Raw genomic sequence first — 1,026 nt, forward strand, 5'->3', positions numbered from 1 at the left:
TTCATGCTGGCCGCCCAGGCCCTCGGGCTCGGCACGATTCCGCAGGCCGCGCTGGCGCGCCACTCCGGCCTGATCCGCCGCCACTTCAATCTGCCCGACGATCGCCGCGTCGTCTGCGGCATCTCGTTCGGCTATGCCGACAACGCCCACAAGGTCAACAGCTACCGCACCTCGCGCGCGAGCGTCGCTGATACCGTGACGTTCGTGGAGGAATGACCTGGCGTGGACGAATAACCTGCGGTTCACGGCGCAACGGGTTTCCCAGCCACGCACGAAGAGACGGCCGCGTGAACGGCCGCCTCTTGACTTGACGAGATCCGTTTGACGGCGGCCGCTATCCGCCGCTGCCGCCGATCACGGCGCGCACGGTCTCGTCCGGCCCGAAATCTTCGGCGCCATCGACATAGAGCAGTGCTGCGAGCTTCGAGCGGGCGCGGTTGACGCGGCTTTTGATGGTGCCGACCGCGCAGCCGCAGATCGAGGCCGCGTCCTCATAGGAGAAGCCGGAGGCACCGACCAGGATCAGCGCCTCGCGCTGGTCCTGCGGAAGCTTTTCGAGCGCGGTGCGAAACTCTTCGAACTCGAGATGCGCATTCTGCGAGGGCTGCGTCTTCAGCGTCTTGGCGTAGTTGCCTTCCGCATCCTCGACCTCCCGCCGCCGCTTGCGATAGTCGGAGCGGAACAGGTTGCGCAGAATCGTGAACAGCCACGCCGGCAGGTTCGAGCCGGGCTGGAACGAGTCGATGTTGGCGAGCGCGCGCAGCAGCGTCTCCTGGACCAGATCGTCAGCGCGGTCCGCATTGCCGCTGAGAGAGATGGCGAACGCGCGCAGGCTCGGCACGGCCGCCAGGATGTCGTCGCGCAGGGAATTCGTGAGAGGCATTAATCCCTCCCATTGTTGTTGTCGTTAGAGCCCCCGTCAGTTTCCACTTGGGGTACGCCTCCCGGCGCATCAAGCTTCTTGATCAGTTCCGCAAACCGGTCAGGAACCCCCTGCCGTACGACGTCGTCGTACATGGCGCGGAG

The 1,026-nt window shown here is 65.3% G+C and carries 3 protein-coding genes; 1 reads left to right on the forward strand and 2 read right to left on the reverse strand.

Translation table 11 applies throughout. From position 1 onward, the window contains the following. Positions 1–216 (forward strand): nitroreductase family protein (locus ACXJL8_RS41895; protein WP_456687126.1); only part of this gene is annotated, 216 nt, incomplete at its 5' end. Positions 217–334: 118 nt separating this feature from the next. Here the strand turns inward: ACXJL8_RS41895 and ACXJL8_RS41900 are convergent. After that, on the reverse strand, positions 335–883 hold the full coding sequence (locus tag ACXJL8_RS41900; RefSeq protein ID WP_128954138.1) for a sigma-70 family RNA polymerase sigma factor: 549 nt from the start codon (positions 881–883) through the stop codon (positions 335–337). After that, a partial coding sequence (locus ACXJL8_RS41905; protein ID WP_456687127.1) for a NepR family anti-sigma factor occupies positions 883–1,026 on the reverse strand: 144 nt, incomplete at its 5' end. The genes ACXJL8_RS41905 and ACXJL8_RS41900, both read right to left, overlap by 1 nt.

Source organism: Bradyrhizobium sp. P5_C11_2 (assembly GCF_054049755.1).

Bases quoted from the DNA above. Each gene is read 5' to 3' on its own strand.
- ACXJL8_RS41900 (WP_128954138.1), bottom strand. From the start codon at position 883: ATGCCTCTCACGAATTCCCTGCGCGACGACATCCTGGCGGCCGTGCCG.